A 15399-nucleotide genomic window follows, 5' to 3' on the forward strand; every position below is an offset into this window, starting at 1 on the left:
CGCCGCGGTGAACGCGGACGCCCGCGATGATCAACTTAACCGAAAATTCAAACGATATTCTGGGCGAAACCAGCGGCGGATTCCATGTCCACAGCCACGATCCGCGACACGCCCTGCTCCTGCATCGTCACGCCAATCAGTTGCTGCGCCATTTCCATCGCGATCTTGTTGTGCGAGATGAACAGGAACTGAGTCTTGTCCGACATCGCACGCACGAGATTCGCGAAGCGTTCCGTATTGGCGTCGTCGAGCGGCGCGTCCACTTCGTCGAGCAGACAGAACGGCGCGGGATTCAGCTGGAACATTGCGAACACCAGCGCGGTGGCGGTCAGCGCCTTCTCGCCGCCCGAGAGCAGGTGAATTGTCGAGTTCTTCTTGCCCGGCGGCTGCGCCATCACCTGCACGCCGGCGTCGAGAATTTCGTCGCCGGTCATGATCAGTTTGGCCTGGCCCCCGCCGAACAGGCGCGGGAACAGTTCGCCGAAATGACGGTTCACTTCGTCGAAGGTGCCTTGCAGCAAGGTACGCGTTTCGCCGTCGATCTTGCGGATTGCGTCTTCGAGCGTTTCGATCGCGTTGTTCAGGTCGGCCGATTGCGAATCGAGGAATGTCTTGCGCTCGGTCGCCGCCTTCAGTTCGTCCAGCGCGGCCATATTGACCGGACCGAGCGCGGTGATCGCGTTGTTGATGCGCGTGACTTCGCCTTGCAGATACGACGGCTTCATGTCCGGCGTGAGCTTGGCCTGCAGTTCGGCTTCGTCGACACCGGCCGCGGCCAGTTGCTCGATGAACTGCTCGCCGTTCAGGCGCGCCGCCTGTTCCTTCAACTGCAATTCATTGATGCGGTCGCGCAGCGGCTGCAACGCACGCTCGGCGCTCAGACGGGTTTCGTCGGCGGCACGCAGCTTGGCGGTCAGATCGTCGAGTTCGAGACGCGCGGCGTGCAGCGACTCTTCCTTGACCGCGCGGATATCGAGCGCGTCCTGCAAGCCGGTGTGCGCGGTTTGCTCGTTGATCGTTTCCAGCTCGGCGCGCGCATCCTCCAGCGACGCCGCGACGCGCTCGCTCTGCTCGTGCGCGACCTGGATGCTGCGCTTCAATTCCTCGATACGGTTCGCCATATTGCGCGCGGCAAAACGCGCGTCGGTGGCGGCACGGTCGAAATCGCGCGTTTGCGCGCGCGCGGCGGTGAGTGCTTCGTCGAGTGCTTCGAAGGCCATCTGATGATCTTCGAAACGCGCCTGCAATTCGGCGAGTTCGGCATCGTGGCGCTCGAAGTTCGCTTCCGACTCGGTTCGCATCGCGCGCTGCTCTTCGATCTGCGCGGTGATTTCCTCGAGTTCTTCGCGAATCTGCGTGCTGCGCTGCATGTAGCGCTCGTGCGCCTGCGTGAGCTTGAGCACGTCCATCTGCAATGCGTGCACACGCTGCGTGGCGCGCTCGGACTGCCGACGCACATCCGTCAAGGCTTGCGCCGCTTGCGTGTGGGCGGCTTCAGCACGGATCGCAGCGGACTTGGCCTCATCCGCGAGCAAGGCTTGCGCGCGCACCTGGCGCGCCAGGTTTTCGATTTCCTGCTGACGGGCCAGCATGCCGGCCTGCTCCGAATCCGCCGCGTACAACTGCACGCCGACGCGCGTCACCACGTGACCGGCCTTGACGACAAACGAGCCGCCTTCCGGCAACTGCGAGCGCGTTGCGAGGGCTTGCTGCAGATCGTCGGCCACGAAAGCCAGGCCGAGCCAGTCGTTCAGAACCGCGCGGATGCCTGCATCGTCAATGCGAACCAGCGACAGCAGCGGACGCAGCGAAGGCGGCGTGGCAGCCGGCTGACCGGCCAGCGGCGGCGCGTAGAACGCGAGCTTGGCGGGCGGCGCATCGGTTGCGAACGCCTTGACCCAGTCGAGATTCGAGACTTCCAGCGCGGCGAGCCGCTCGCGCAGCACGGACTCGAGGGCGGTCTCCCAACCGGCCTCGACATGCAGCTTCTTCCACAGACGCGGCAGGCTGCCCAGTTCGTGCTTTTCGAGCCACGGCTGGATCTTGCCTTCGGTCTGGACGTTTTCCTGCAACTGCTTGAGGGCCGCGAGGCGCGCGTCGAGCTGATGGATCTGCGCGCTTTCCGTCTGCACGCGCTCCTGCGCGCTGCGGCGTTCGCCGTCCAGACGCGGCAGCGTTTCCTGCGCCTCGCCAAGACGGGCTTGTGCGTCGTGCAGGATTTCTTCGTGCTCGGCGAGCTGCATGCGCAGGTCTTCGAGCTGCGCTTCGTCGGGCGCGTCGAGACCGCCCGCTTCAGACTTCAGCCGCTCGTGGCGCTGTTGCAACTGCTGCAATTGCTGATCGGCATTGCGCTGATGCGCGGCTTCGAGTTTGAGCGCCTGCTCGGTCTGCGCGATACCGCCGCGCTCGGCGTTCAACTCGGTTTGCGCATCGCGCCAGCGCGCTTCGAGCGCCGGCAACGCGTCGTGCTTCGCCGCGGCTTCGTCTTCGGCCAGCGCCGCTTTTTCTTCGGCGACGGCCAGTTGTTCTTCCGCGTCTTCGATGTCGCCCCGCGCCTTTTCGGCCTGCGACTGCCACTGCTCGCGCTGCGCGGTCAACGCCGCGATCTGCGCCTGCACGCGGTTGCGCGATTCGACGATGAACTTGATCTCGGCCTCGAGCCGGCTGACTTCGGCATTCGCCTCGTACAGCGCGCCTTGTGCGCCCTGCATCGCGTCGCTGGCGGAGTAATGCGCCACCCGCAGCGTTTCGAGTTGCGCTTCGACTTCGCGCAGCTTCGCGGTGTGCATTTCGAGGTCGATCTGCGCCTGTTCGATCGCGCGTTGCTGGCGTTCCTGCTCGCCGCCGGCCTCGTTCTTGCGCAACAGCCACAGGAGACGCTGCTTCTCTTCGCCGTCGGCCTGCAAATCCTTGTATCTGGTCGCGACAACCGCCTGCGCTTCCAGCTTCTCGAGATTCGCGCCCAGTTCGCGGACGATGTCCTCGACCCGCGTCAGGTTCTCGCGCGTGTCGTGCAGACGGTTTTCGGTCTCGCGGCGGCGTTCCTTGTACTTCGACACGCCCGCGGCCTCTTCGAGGAACACGCGCAGTTCTTCCGGCTTCGCCTCGATCAGGCGGGCAATCATGCCCTGCCCGATGATCGCGTAGGCGCGCGGCCCGAGGCCGGTGCCGAGGAAGATGTCCTGGATGTCGCGGCGGCGCGCCGGCAGGTTGTTGATGTAGTAGCTCGAGGTGCCGTCGCGCGTGAGCACGCGCTTCACGGCGATTTCGGCATACTGGCCCCACTGGCCGGCGGCACGGCCGTCGGCGTTGTCGAACACGAGTTCGACGCTGGCGCGGCTACCCGGCTTGCGCGCGGTCGAGCCATTGAAGATCACGTCCTGCATCGACTCGCCGCGCAGCTCGGAAGCGCGCGATTCGCCGAGCACCCAGCGCACGGCGTCGATGATGTTGGACTTGCCGCACCCGTTCGGTCCGACCACGCCGACTAGCTGGCCCGGGACCTGGAAATGCGTGGGATCGACGAATGACTTGAAGCCAGCGAGTTTGATCGAGGTCAGACGCACGGCGATATCGCTGATTGAAAAGGGAAAAATAAGGTGGCTCGTGCTGGCCGCGCAAGCCGTTTGCCGATGCGGCAAGCCAGCTTGAGAAGCCCCGCGAGACGGGCGCCCACCGCACGCGGCAAAACGTGCGGCGGCTAATGAGGGGCAATCATACCATCGCGCGTGGGCGGTTTTTACCGTCCTTACGGTCTGTATCGTGGTCGGCGCCATGGCCGCCATCGTGGCCCGCCTCCGCATGGGTCTGATCAGCCGCGCCGGCTCTCGTCCGATGCACCCAGCTCGACAATGCGGACGCCAACACGATGCACGCACCGCCAGCCCATTCGCGCGGGCCAGGCGTTTCGCCGGCGAACAACCAGGCGGACAACGCCGTGATCACGATCTCGAACAGCATGATGATCGAGGCCCGATTGGCCGGCACGCGTGCAAGGCCGTACTGCACCAGCATATTGTTCGACGCCAGCAGAAAACCGAGGCCGAGCACCAGCAGCGCGGCCGTGCCAAGATGGGCGCCAGCGGGCGGCGTGGGCATTGCTTCGAACAGCGACGCACAGGCGCTGAACAGCGCTGCGCCGCCAAAGATCGTCGCGGTGCGCATTTCGGGCTTCATGTCGGGCAGCACGCGGCTCGTCTTGAGGATCAGCACATTGCTCATCGCGAAGCCCATGCCACCGGCGAGGCCCGCCCACTCGGCGAGGTTGCCGGGCATCGGCAGGCCGAGCTGCGGCGACCACAGCATCGTCATCGCACCGGCCAGCGAAAGCCCGGCGAGACCCGCACCGGCCCACGTCAGCCGTTCGTGCAGGATGAAATGCGCGAACAGCGCGGTCCATGCGGGGGTGAGATAGAACAGCAGCAGCACGCGCATCACCTGGCCGTGGATCGAACCCCACACGAAGCCGAGATTGGTGATGCCGGCCGCCAGCGCAAGCGCCGGCAACAGCCAGTGCCAGCGCACGGTTTTGAGCGCGCGGTGGCGCACCAGCAGGACGAACAGGCAGCCGGCGCCGCTCGTGAGCGCACTCGCCGCCGTGCCGGTCACACCGAGTGCGGCGAGCATGCGCAACGGATACCAGATCATTCCCCACACCGATGCGCCCAGCATGATCGCGAGCGTCGGCCAGCCATTGCGAAACCAGTTGGTCATGGCGTGGTGCTCCTGGCGGAGCCGCCCGCGGTGTGTTTGCCCCGCACCACGGCGTCCTTGTGCGCGTTTCGTCCGACACCGCTCCGGATGGTTGCTACGTACATTGCTGCTCCTGCTTCTCTGCTCACGGGCCGTGTATGGTCCGTGTCGTTCCCGCTGCGGCACATTGCGTGCGCTACCTGGCGGGTTGCGCCGTTGCCCGCGCCGCGTGGCCGTTGGGCCACGCTATAATCATCCGTTCGCCGCTGCCCCGTCCTCGCTGCCGTCCTGCCGCGCATCCACGTGCGTTTCGTGGGTTTTTCGCGTTTGGCCGTCAGCGCGTACAAAGCATCCATCTGCGCCCATCTTCGATCAGGCTCGATCCGCCCCGTGAACCCGCTACTCGACTCCCTTCAGCCCTACCCGTTCGAAAAGCTGCGTGCGCTTTTCAAGGACGTCACGCCGCCGGCCGGCCTCGCGCACATCAGCTTTGGCATCGGCGAACCGAAACATCCCACACCGGCGCTGATTCGCGACGCGGTGGTCGCCTCGCTCGGCGGCTTGTCGGCGTATCCGGCCACCATCGGCTCACAACCGCTGCGCGAATCGATTGCGAAATGGGTGACGCAGCGCTACAACCTGCCAGCGGTGGACCCGGCCACCCAGGTGCTGCCGGTTTCCGGCTCGCGTGAAGCGCTCTTCGCGCTGGCACAAACGGTGATCGACCCGAAGAAGAATGCTGACGGCGAGCCTGCGATCGTACTCTGTCCGAACCCGTTCTACCAAATCTATGAAGGCGCGGCGATCCTCGCCGGCGCCCAGCCTTACTTCGTCAATAGCGACCCGGCGCGCAACTTCGCCTGCGACTATTCCGCGGTACCGGCCGGGATCTGGGCGCGCACGCAGCTGCTGTACGTGTGTTCGCCCGGCAACCCCACCGGCGCGGTGCTCACGCTCGCGGACTGGCGCGAACTGTTTGCGCTGTCGGACCGCTACGGCTTCGTGATTGCCTCGGACGAATGCTATTCGGAAATCTACTTCGACGAAGCCAACCCGCCGCTCGGCGGCCTGGAAGCCGCGCACCAGCTCGGCCGCGGCTTCGAGCGTCTCGTGATGCTGTCGAGCCTGTCCAAGCGCTCGAACGTGCCGGGCATGCGCTCGGGCTTCGTGGCGGGCGACGCGGCGATCCTCAAAGCCTTCCTGCTATACCGGACATACCACGGCGCGGCCTTGTCGACGGTGTTCCAGAGTGCCAGCATCGCGGCCTGGAATGACGAAACGCACGTGCGCGAGAACCGTGCGAAGTACGTGCAGAAGTTTTCCACGGTGACGCCGATGCTCGCCGGGGTGCTCGACGTACGCCTGCCCGACGCTGCTTTCTACCTGTGGGCGGACGTCTCGCGCACGGGCCTGTCGGACACCGAGTTCGCCCAGCGCCTCTACGCCGACTATAATGTGACGGTTCTGCCCGGCTCGTTCCTCGCGCGCACTGCGCACGGCGTGAACCCCGGCCGCAATTTCGTGCGCATGGCGCTGGTCGCCGACGTCGACGAATGCACGCAAGGCGCGCAACGGATCGTCGATTTTTGCCGCGCGCTCGCGGGTTGAGGCTTGATCGCCCAAAGCCCACGCGCACCGCACCTCCTTCTTCAGACTTCAACTCTTCGATAAAGCACGCATATGTCGCAACAACTTCAGCAGATCATTGATACCGCCTGGGAAAACCGCGCCGAGCTCTCGCCTAAGGCCGCACCGGCCGACGTGCGCGAAGCCGTTGCGCATGCAATCGAACAGCTCGACAAAGGCGCGCTGCGCGTGGCCGAAAAGAAGGACGGCGACTGGGTCGTCAACCAATGGCTGAAGAAGGCCGTGCTGCTGTCGTTCCGTCTGGAAGACAACGCGCCGATGCCCGCTGGCGGCTATTCCCAGTTCTACGACAAAGTGCCGTCGAAGTTCGCCAACTACACCGCTGAAGATTTCGCCGCCGGCGGTTTCCGCGTGGTGCCGCCGGCCATCGCGCGCCGCGGCTCGTTCATCGCGAAGAACGTCGTGCTGATGCCGTCGTACACCAACATCGGCGCCTATGTGGACGAAGGCACCATGGTCGACACGTGGGCCACGGTCGGTTCGTGCGCGCAGATCGGCAAGAACGTCCACCTGTCGGGTGGCGTGGGCATTGGCGGCGTGCTGGAGCCGCTGCAGGCCAATCCGGTCATCATCGAAGACAACTGCTTCATCGGCGCGCGTTCGGAAGTGGTGGAAGGCGTGATCGTCGAAGAAAACTCGGTGATCTCGATGGGCGTGTATCTCGGCCAGAGCACCAAGATTTACGATCGCGAAACCGGTGAAGTCACGTACGGCCGCATTCCGGCGGGCTCGGTGGTGGTGGCGGGCAACCTGCCGTCGAAAGACGGTTCGCACAGCCTGTACTGCGCCGTGATCGTCAAGAAGGTCGACGCGAAGACGCGCGCGAAGGTCGGCCTGAACGAGCTGCTGCGAGGCGACTGATGGCACGCGGCACCAAAACCGTGGTCTACGGCATCCCGAACTGCGACACCGTGAAGAAGGCCCGCGTGTGGCTGGAAGAGCACGGCGTCGAGTTCGAGTTCCACGACTTCAAGAAGCATGGCGTGACCGAGCCGCTCGTGCAGGACTGGCTGAAAGACGTCAAGCTCGATGCGCTGCTGAACCGTCGCGGCACCACGTGGCGCGGTTTGTCCGACGACATGAAGGCGGCGGCGGACACGCAATCGGGCGCGATCGCCTTGATGATCCACAAGCCGTCGGTCATCAAGCGGCCCGTGCTGGTGGTCAACGGGCGAGTCAAATCGCTCGGCTTTGCCGCGGACGAATACACCGCGCTGTTTGCCTGAGCGGCAGCGCGAGAGGCGACGAACGCGTCAAATGAACGCGTCGAACGAACGCATCAAGCGAACGTATCAAGCGGTAAAACGCGGCTTCGCCGCGTTGCTTAAAAGCTGTTGCCGGCTGCGGTGCTCCACCGCCAGCCGGCATTTTTTCATTTCAAAGTGGCTTGTACTGAATCCATGTCCGGCACCCTCGCCCTTACCGAACAACTGATCGCACGCGCGTCCGTGACGCCCGACGACCAGCATTGCCAGCGCCTCCTGATCGAACGCCTGTCCGCGCTCGGCTTCGAGCACGAGACGATCGAATCGAATGGCGTGACCAACCTGTGGGCCGTCAAACGCGGCGTCGACGGCACGCGCGGCAAACTGCTGGCGTTCGCGGGCCATACCGACGTGGTGCCGACCGGCCCGCTCGAACAATGGAACTCGGCGCCGTTCGAGCCGACCCATCGCGACGGCAAACTGTATGGCCGCGGCGCGGCGGACATGAAGACGTCGATTGCCGGCTTCGTGGTGGCGAGCGAGGAATTCGTCGCCGCGCACCCGGCGCACCGCGGCTCGATCGCGTTCCTGATCACAAGCGATGAAGAAGGCCCCGCCACCGACGGCACCGTCAAGGTCGTCGAAGCGCTGCGGGCGCGCGGCGAACGCATGGACTATTGCATCGTCGGCGAGCCGACTTCGAGCGCGCAGTTCGGCGACACGGTGAAGAACGGCCGCCGCGGCTCGATGTCCGGCAAGCTGATCGTCAAGGGCGTGCAGGGCCATATCGCCTATCCGCATCTGGCGAAAAATCCGGTCCATCTGCTCGCGCCCGCGCTGGCCGAACTGGTCGCGCAACGCTGGGACGACGGTAACGAATACTTCCCGCCCACCACCTGGCAGGTGTCGAACATTCACAGCGGCACTGGTGCAAGCAATGTGATTCCGGGCCACGCAGACGTGCTGTTCAATTTCCGTTTCTCGACCGCGAGCACGGTAGAAGGTCTGCAGGCGCGCGTTCACGCGATCCTCGACAAGCACGATCTCGAATACGATCTGCAGTGGACCGTGAGCGGGCTGCCCTTTCTCACGCCGCGTGGCGATCTGTCGAACGCGCTCGCGAAAGCCATCAAGGACGAAACCGGCATCGCCACGGAACTGTCGACCACCGGCGGCACTTCCGACGGCCGCTTTATCGCCCGCATCTGCGAACAGGTGGTCGAGTTCGGTCCGCTGAACGCCAGCATCCACAAGATCGACGAACATATCGAAGTCGCACACATCGAGCCGCTGAAAAACGTGTATCGCCGCGTGCTCGAACAACTGATCGCCTGACCAAGGACTATTTGCGATGACGCTCCCGTTCTCCACCGTCCGCGACCTGCTGCGTTTTGCGGTGTCGCGCTTCAACCAGGCCGAACTTTCGTTCGGCCACGGCTCGGCTAACGCCTACGACGAAGCCGCTTATCTGGTGCTGCACACGTTGCATCTGCCGCTCGATCTGCTCGAGCCGTTCCTCGACGCGCGGTTGAGCGCGGCCGAAATCGACGCCGTGCTGAACGTGATCGAGCGCCGCGCCACCGAGCGTGTGCCGGCTGCCTACATCACGCAGGAAGCGTGGATGCACGGCTTCCGCTTCCACGTGGATGAACGCGTGATCGTGCCGCGTTCGTTCATCGGCGAACTGCTGCAGGACGGCCTGCAACCGTACGTTGAGGATCCCGAACAGGTCAGCGCCGTGCTCGAACTGTGCACTGGCTCCGGATGCCTCGCCATTCTTGCGGCGCACGCATTCCCGAATGCCGATATCGATGCGGTCGACCTGTCGGCGCCCGCCCTTGAAGTCGCGACGCGCAATGTCACGGACTACAAGCTGGACGACCGCGTCGCCCTGTTCGAAGGCGATCTGTACGCGCCGCTCGCCGAGCGCCGCTATGACGTGATCATCAGCAATCCGCCGTATGTGAACGCGGCTTCGATGCAGGAACTCCCCGCCGAGTACAAGCACGAGCCGGATATGGCTTTGGCCGGCGGCGCGGACGGCATGGATATCGTGCGCCGGATTATCGGCGAAGCGCGTAACTGGCTGACCGAAGACGGCGTGCTGGTCGTCGAAATCGGCAACGAGCGCGCGAATGTCGAAGCCGCTTTCGGCGGTCTCGATCTGGTCTGGCTGTCGACCAGCGCGGGCGACGACAACGTGTTCCTGATTCAGGCCGCCGATCTGCCGGTCTGACGCTGCGCTCCACCTCAACGCACGCACGTTCGGTAAGATGGGCGCGGTCGGCTGCCCGCGACGCCTTCGGGCCGCCGCGGCAGCACTTCGCCAACCCTGCGCCCGCCTATGCAATTCGACCTGCTTCACATCGGCACGCTGGTCGCCCTCGCCCATATTCTCGGCGTGGTGGCGGCGTGCCACGCGATTCTGAACACCCGGACATCGCAAGGCGCGATTGCGTGGGCCGTATCCCTGGTCGCCATGCCGTATCTGACGCTGGTGCCGTACCTGTTCCTCGGCCGCAGTAAATTTGCCGGTTATGCGGATGCACGCCGCGTCGAGAACGAATTGCTGCGGACCCGCGCCCATCCTCCCGAATGGGACACGCAGGCTTCGTCAGCCGGCGTACCCACCACGACGCTGGGCCCGCGTCTCGTGCATTCGCTGACGCGTCTGGGCGGCATGCCGTTCCTGCCCGGCAACTCGGTTCGCACGCTGGTGAACGGCGAGGCCACTTTTGAGGCGATTTTCGACGCCATCGAAAACGCGCGCCGCTATGTGATCGTGCAGTTCTTCATCGTGCGCGACGACGCGCTCGGCGAAATGCTCAAAGACGCGCTGATCGCGAAAGCGCAGCAAGGCGTGCGGGTCTACTTCCTGTATGACAGCATCGGCAGTTACGATCTGCCTCACCGCTATGTAGCGGCGCTGCGCGCGGGCGGCGTGGAAACGCACCCGTTCGCCACCAACCGCCGCTTCGTCAACCGGCTGCAACTGAACTTCCGCAATCACCGCAAGATCGTCTCGGTCGACGGCGAGCGCGCGTTTGTCGGCGGACACAATGTGGGCGTCGAATATCTCGGTGGCAAGCCGCCACTCTCGCCGTGGCGCGACACGCATATCGAAGTGCGCGGCCCGGCGGTGGCCAGCATCCAGTTTGTGTTCACCGAGGACTGGCACTGGGCGACCCAGCAGTTGCCCGAATTCGACATGCCGCCGTTCGATCCGGCCGCCGAAGGCATGCATTGCCTCGTGGTGCCAAGCGGTCCGGCCGACAAGCAGGAGACCTGCTCGCTCTTCTTCGTCGAAGCGATCAACGCGGCACGCGAACGGATCTGGATCACCACGCCCTACCTCGTGCCCGACGAGGCAGTGTTTGCAGCGCTGCGGCTCGCCGCACTGCGCGGCGTGGACGTGCGCATTCTGATCCCAAGCCGGCGCGATCACGTGGTCGTATTCCAGGCCTCGAAACTGTATGCGTACGATTCGCTACGCGCGGGCATCCGGATTTTCCGCTACCAGCCGGGCTTCCTGCATCAGAAGGTCGTGCTGATCGACAGCGTGGCCGCCGCGATCGGCAGCGCCAATCTCGACAACCGCTCGTTCAGGCTGAACTTCGAGATCATGGTGCTGACCGTGGACCGCGGCTTTGCCAAAGAGGTCGAGACGATGCTGCTCAATGACTTCGCCCTGTCGCTCGAAATCGACCGCAACGAGTACCGGGGGGCGAGCGCGCTGCGGCGCGTGCTGATGCACGTGGCGCGGCTGTTCTCGCCGATCCTTTAACCGCGTGGCGCCGCTTGCAGCAGCTTTTCGATGTCCTCGGTAATCGCCTCGGGCTTGGTCAGCGGCGCATAGCGCTTCACCACGCTGCCGTCGCGGCCGATCAGGAACTTGGTGAAGTTCCATTTGATCGCCTCCAGTCCGAGCAAACCGGGCGCCTCGCCCGTCAGATAGCGAAATAGCGGATGCGCGTTCGCGCCGTTCACGTCGACCTTGTCAAACATTGGAAAGGTCACGCCGTAGTTCTTTTCGCAAAAGCTGCCAATTTGCGTGGCATCGCCCGGCTCCTGCTTGCCGAACTGGTTGCACGGAAAACCGAGCACCGCGAGGCCGCGCGCCGCGTAGGTGTCGAATAGCTTTTGCAAGCCTGCGTACTGCGGCGTGAATCCGCATTCGCTTGCCGTATTGACGATCAGCAGTACCTTGCCCTGGTAGCGTTCGAGGCTCACGTCCTCGCCGCCCAGCGTGTTTGCCGAAAACGAATAAATCGATGTCATGTGCTCTCCCCGGGAAAGCCTTTAGTCTAAGCCAAATGCCTCGCCGGTACAGCCGGCCGAATGGCCGATCCCCGCTAAGCGCACGGCGTCAGCCCCGGCAGTCTAAAATAGCGTTTTTCTTCCGCCGGCCTCTTCGTGATCCGCTTTAATCAGTTCAGCCTCGCGCGCGGCACCAAGCCGCTCTTCGAAAACACCACATTCACCCTCAATCCCGGCGAAAAGGCCGGCCTGGTGGGGGCGAACGGCGCGGGCAAGTCGACCCTGTTTGCCGTGCTGCTCGGCGAACTGCACGCGGACGGCGGCGATTTTTCGATCCCGCCGAACTGGCAGATCGCCCACGTCGCCCAGGAAACCCCCGCCGCGGACAAAACCGCGCTCGACTACACCCTCGACGGCGACGCCGCGTTGCGGGCGATCGAGGCGTGCATTGCCTCTGCCTCCGCTGCGCATGACGGCGCCGCCGAAGGTGAAGCGCACGCGGCCTTTGCGGACGCCGACGGCTACACGGCGCCGGCGCGCGCGGAGGCGCTGTTGCTCGGTCTGGGTTTCACCATGGAGCAGACGCGCGAGCCGGTCAGTAGTTTCTCTGGCGGCTGGCGCATGCGGCTGAATCTGGCGCAGGCGCTGATGTGCCGCTCCGACCTGCTGCTGCTCGACGAACCGACCAACCACCTGGACCTCGACGCCATCGTCTGGCTGGAAGACTGGCTAAACCGTTACCCGGGTACGCTGGTCGTGATCTCGCACGACCGCGAATTTCTCGATTCCGTCTGCAATGTCACGCTGCATCTGGAGTATCAGCAGGTCAAGCGGTACGGCGGCAACTACTCGCAGTTCGAAGTGTTGCGCGCGCAACAGATTGCGTTGCAGCAGAGCGCGTACGAGAAGCAGCAGCGCACGGTCGAGCATCTGCAGAGCTACATCAACCGTTTCAAGGCGCAGGCCACCAAGGCGCGCCAGGCGCAAAGCCGGGTGAAGGCGCTGGAAAAGATGGAGCTGATCGCGCCGGCCCATGCCTCCTCGCCATTTACGTTTGAATTCCGCACGCCCGATTCCGCGCCGAATCCGATGATGGTGATGGAAGGCGTGCGCTGCGGCTACCGCAACGAAGGCATCGAAATTCCGATCGTCGACCATGTGACGCTGTCGATCCAGAACGGTCAGCGCATCGGCCTGCTCGGCGCGAACGGCCAGGGCAAGTCCACGCTGATCAAGACGCTCGCCGGCACGCTCGAAGCGCTCGGCGGCCATGTGCGCGAGGGCAAAGGCCTGCGCATCGGCTACTTCGCGCAGCATCAGCTTGAAACGCTGCGCCCCGACGACTCGCCGCTGCAGCACCTCGCACGGCTCGCGCCGGACACGCGCGAACAGGAACTGCGCGATTTCCTCGGCAGCTTCAACTTTTCCGGCGAGATGGCCACGGCAAAAATCGCCCCCTTCTCGGGCGGCGAGAAAGCCCGCCTCGCGTTGGCGCTGATCATCTGGCAAAAACCCAATCTGCTGCTGCTCGACGAACCGACCAATCACCTGGATCTCGAAACGCGCCACGCGCTGACCATGGCGCTCGCGCAGTTCGAAGGCACGCTGATTCTGGTGTCGCACGACCGGCATCTGCTGCGCGCCACCACCGATCAGTTCATGCTGGTCGCGAAGCATCGCCTGCAGGAATTCGACGGCGATCTCGACGACTACCGCGACTGGTTGCTGCAGCATGCGGCTGAGCAGCGCGCCGCATTGAAGGCAGGCACGGTGTCGAACAATGCCGAGAGCGCGGATAACGGCGTCAATCGCAAGGAGCAGCGCCGTCTGGAAGCGGAAACACGTCAGAAGCTCGCGCATCTGAAAAAGCCGCTGCAAAGCCGCATCACGAAGATCGAAAAGGAAATGGACTCGCTCAACGCGGAAAAGGCGACGCTCGATGCATTCGTCGTCGATCCGGCGAGTTATGAGCCTGAGCAAAAAAGCAAACTGACGGAGGCGATCCGCCGTCAGGCAGATGTGAACGCGCGCCTCGAAGCGCTCGAGGCCGAATGGCTCGAGACTCACGAGGAACTCGAACAAATCGGCTAGCGGCACGCTGTTTCCGGTCCGCGCCGGCATCGATGAGAGGTGGGACTTGCCAGTTGCGACTTCATCCGTGTCATCGTCTGTGGCAGCGCCCGCCGCGCTGCAAGGGCTGCGCGTGCTTGATCTGACGCGTCTGCTGCCCGGTCCGGTCGCCGCGTTGCGGCTCGCGGAAATGGGCGCCGACGTGCTGAAGATCGAAGCGCCCGGTGCGGGTGATCCCACCCGCACGATGATGCAGTCGTCAGGCGACCGTGTGGCCGGCCGGCCCGGCGCGTTTTATCGCCTCGTCAATCGCGGCAAGCGCGAGACGCGGCTCGACCTCAAATCGGAAGCGGGACGCAACGTGCTGCGGGCGCTCGCCGCGGAGGCGGACGTACTGATCGAGAGCTTTCGTCCCGGCGTGATGGAGCGTCTGGGCATCGGCTACGACACCCTGCGTGTGGTCAATCCCCGGCTCGTCTACTGTGCGATCAGTGGTTATGGCACGAGCGGTCCGTTTGCCGACCACGCCGGCCACGATCTGAACTACATCGGCTATGCGGGCGTGCTGGATCAGCTGACAAGCCACGACGGCGCACCGATCCTGCCGAACTTCCAGATCGCCGACCTGCTCGGCGGTGCACTGAGCGCGGTCACGCAGGTTCTCGCCGCGTTGTGGCACGTGTCGCGCGGCGGCGCTGGCCGCTTCGTCGATGTATCAATGACGCATGCCACGCACGCGCACAACGTCGTCGCGCAAGTCGCGCTCGCCAATGAAGGGGCGGCGCCGGCGGCGGGCCAGGGCCTGCTGAACGGCGGTGTGCCCTGCTACAACCTCTACCGGACGCTCGATCACCGCTGGCTCGCGGTCGGCGCGCTCGAACTGAAGTTCTGGGAAACGCTGTGTATGGCGCTGGACCGGCCCGAGTGGGCAACGCGCCACTGGAGCCTCGGCCAGGCGATCGGCGGTCCGGATGCCGTCGCCCTCACGCAGGAACTGGCCGACACGATCGCGAGGCAGCCGCTGGAGGAATGGGTGCAGTTGCTGGAAGCGCTCGACTGTTGCGTCTCCCCCGTGTTGACCGCCGCGGAAGCCGCCCAGCACCCGCTGTTCAATCCACAAGCCTGGACGACCGCGGACGAAAGCACCGCTCATGGCGATGACAGCATGATTGCCGGTTAAGGCAAGGACCCGCGCAGGCAGAAGCTCAATATCTGCGTGTCAGGTCAGCGCCGCGCCGCCGTTTGCCGCGGCAAGGTCTGGCGCGGGGTCTTTTCGTCATCGTAGAGCAGGTGTTTACGGCCCTCCACGTGGCGGTTGATAGTGGCGCGCACTTCTGCGGCCGTTACATCTTCGGCCACCACCCGCAGCGAAATCTGCCCCGCCGGGTCGATCCATTCGACAATCCGGCAAGCGCCGCCCCAAGGCTGGCGAATCGGCTCGGAGACGCGGCAGCCGCGCACCTGCATAGGCCGCTCGGCTACGGTTTCATATGACTGTTTCAAGACGCGATCCTTTTTTCGGCATCAG

At 64.4% G+C, this 15399-nt stretch carries 12 protein-coding genes; 8 read left to right on the forward strand and 4 right to left on the reverse strand.

Going from position 1 to position 15399, the window contains the following annotated elements:
* Positions 1–47: 47 nt before the first annotated feature.
* The gene (gene smc, locus PQR27_RS12825; RefSeq protein ID WP_408524013.1) at positions 48–3566 is read right to left on the reverse strand and encodes a chromosome segregation protein SMC; all 3519 of its coding nucleotides are present in this window, start codon (positions 3564–3566) and stop codon (positions 48–50) included.
* A gap of 148 nt (positions 3567–3714) precedes the next feature.
* Positions 3715–4713 carry a DMT family transporter gene (locus PQR27_RS12830; RefSeq protein ID WP_408524014.1) on the reverse strand — a complete coding sequence of 333 codons (999 nt, stop codon included), beginning with the start codon at positions 4711–4713 and terminating at the stop codon, positions 3715–3717.
* A 369-nt stretch (positions 4714–5082) separates the two neighbouring features.
* Here PQR27_RS12830 and dapC point away from each other — a divergent pair, with 369 nt between their 5' ends.
* From dapC to cls, 6 genes are all read left to right on the forward strand, one after another.
* On the forward strand, positions 5083–6300 hold the full coding sequence (dapC, locus tag PQR27_RS12835) for a succinyldiaminopimelate transaminase (protein ID WP_408524015.1): 1218 nt from the start codon (positions 5083–5085) through the stop codon (positions 6298–6300).
* A gap of 72 nt (positions 6301–6372) precedes the next feature.
* Positions 6373–7200, forward strand: a complete 828-nt coding sequence (gene dapD, locus PQR27_RS12840) for a 2,3,4,5-tetrahydropyridine-2,6-dicarboxylate N-succinyltransferase (RefSeq protein ID WP_027213332.1) — start codon at positions 6373–6375, stop codon at positions 7198–7200.
* On the forward strand, positions 7200–7565 hold the full coding sequence (locus tag PQR27_RS12845; protein ID WP_408524016.1) for an ArsC family reductase: 366 nt from the start codon (positions 7200–7202) through the stop codon (positions 7563–7565). Before dapD ends, PQR27_RS12845 begins: the two co-directional genes overlap by 1 nt.
* A gap of 174 nt (positions 7566–7739) precedes the next feature.
* Positions 7740–8879 (forward strand): succinyl-diaminopimelate desuccinylase, encoded by a 1140-nt coding sequence (gene dapE / locus PQR27_RS12850; protein ID WP_408524017.1) that lies wholly within the window; start codon positions 7740–7742, stop codon positions 8877–8879.
* Positions 8880–8895: 16 nt separating this feature from the next.
* On the forward strand, positions 8896–9780 hold the full coding sequence (prmB, locus tag PQR27_RS12855) for a 50S ribosomal protein L3 N(5)-glutamine methyltransferase (RefSeq protein WP_408524018.1): 885 nt from the start codon (positions 8896–8898) through the stop codon (positions 9778–9780).
* 108 nt (positions 9781–9888) lie between these two features.
* A complete protein-coding gene (cls, locus tag PQR27_RS12860) occupies positions 9889–11328 on the forward strand; it encodes a cardiolipin synthase (protein ID WP_408524019.1) in 1440 nt (479 codons plus the stop codon).
* Here cls and PQR27_RS12865 read toward each other — a convergent pair.
* Positions 11325–11822 carry a glutathione peroxidase gene (locus tag PQR27_RS12865; protein WP_408524020.1) on the reverse strand — a complete coding sequence of 166 codons (498 nt, stop codon included), beginning with the start codon at positions 11820–11822 and terminating at the stop codon, positions 11325–11327. The genes cls and PQR27_RS12865 overlap by 4 nt on opposite strands.
* A gap of 135 nt (positions 11823–11957) precedes the next feature.
* On the opposite strand from PQR27_RS12865, the gene PQR27_RS12870 reads away from it, so the two are divergent.
* Both PQR27_RS12870 and PQR27_RS12875 read left to right on the forward strand, forming a co-directional pair.
* The gene (locus PQR27_RS12870; protein ID WP_408524021.1) at positions 11958–13892 is read left to right on the forward strand and encodes an ATP-binding cassette domain-containing protein; all 1935 of its coding nucleotides are present in this window, start codon (positions 11958–11960) and stop codon (positions 13890–13892) included.
* 97 nt (positions 13893–13989) lie between these two features.
* Positions 13990–15051, forward strand: a complete 1062-nt coding sequence (locus PQR27_RS12875; protein WP_408525480.1) for a CaiB/BaiF CoA transferase family protein — start codon at positions 13990–13992, stop codon at positions 15049–15051.
* A gap of 44 nt (positions 15052–15095) precedes the next feature.
* Here PQR27_RS12875 and PQR27_RS12880 read toward each other — a convergent pair whose 3' ends face one another.
* Entirely contained in the window at positions 15096–15374 is a 279-nt protein-coding gene (locus tag PQR27_RS12880) for a DUF2866 domain-containing protein (RefSeq protein WP_408524022.1), read from the reverse strand.
* Positions 15375–15399: the final 25 nt, after the last annotated feature.

This window comes from Paraburkholderia fungorum (assembly GCF_046027215.1).
Lineage (GTDB): Bacteria > Pseudomonadota > Gammaproteobacteria > Burkholderiales > Burkholderiaceae > Paraburkholderia > Paraburkholderia fungorum_D.